At 44.0% G+C, this 1,036-nt stretch carries 1 protein-coding gene; it reads left to right on the top strand.

The features are described 5' to 3' along the window. On the top strand, window positions 1-1,036 hold a 1,036-nt coding region (locus BB781_RS15195), incomplete at both ends, for a PKD domain-containing protein (protein ID WP_094229282.1).

Genomic DNA, 1,036 nt, shown 5'->3' with positions numbered 1-1,036 from the left:
TGGTTCTGGGACTTTGGAGATGGAACTAATTCCACTCTGCAGAATCCTGCTACTCATATCTACAGTGATGCAGGTATCTATAATGTAAGTCTCAACGCCAGCAACCTTGCCGGAAGCGACCTCAGCAGTAACATGACCATTACAGTTACAAGGCCTGGAACACCAGAAAGTTTCACAAACACGACAGGTAATTTCTGGGTAAACCATAGCTGGAGTGCAGGTACAGGAGATGTGAGCGATTCCTATAACGTAAGTTATAACGGAACCTGGCTGAACGATACGACAAACAGTTTCAATCATACCGGACTTTCTGCTCATGCCTGGTCCAACATAACAGTCTATGCCTACAACGCCACAGATTCCACAATTTCACTAGGAGCCAGTGACAATGTTCAGGTTTCTAACAACGCTGTCAGCATTCTCAATGTAACGGACATCACAGTCTATGAAGGAGAAAATGTCACCTTTAACATCAACTCCACAGATGCAGACGGCGATACACCGATATTTGACTGCAACAATAGTGCCCTGTTCGATACTTTCAACACAAGCACTGGTGAAGGTTCATGGATAACTGATCTCAGTGATGCAGGAACCTACTACGTTGAATTCAACGTAAGTGATGGTTATGGATCAGTCGATTCACAGGTAATGAACATCACCATAAACGATGTCATAATTCCGGTTGCCGATATCAATGCAGACATCACAATGGGGCCTTATCCTCTGAGTGTACAATTCACAGACAATTCCAGCAACATTCCGACATCCTGGTTCTGGGACTTTGGAGATGGAACTAATTCCACTCTGCAGAATCCTGCTACTCATACATACAATGTTGCAGGTATCTATAATGTAAGTCTCAACGCCAGCAACCTTGCTGGAAGCGACCTAAGCAGCAATGTAACTATCATAGTTACAAGACCCGGAACACCAGAAAGTTTCACAAACACGACAGGTAATTTCTGGGTAAACCATAGCTGGAGTGCAGGTACAGGAGATGTTAGCGATTCCTATAACGTAAGTTATGACGGAA

It is taken from the genome of Methanolobus psychrotolerans (genome assembly GCF_002243045.1).
GTDB lineage: Archaea > Halobacteriota > Methanosarcinia > Methanosarcinales > Methanosarcinaceae > Methanolobus > Methanolobus psychrotolerans.
The sequence above is the reverse complement of the archived record's forward strand: the minus strand, read 5'-3'. Positions and strand labels throughout refer to the sequence as shown.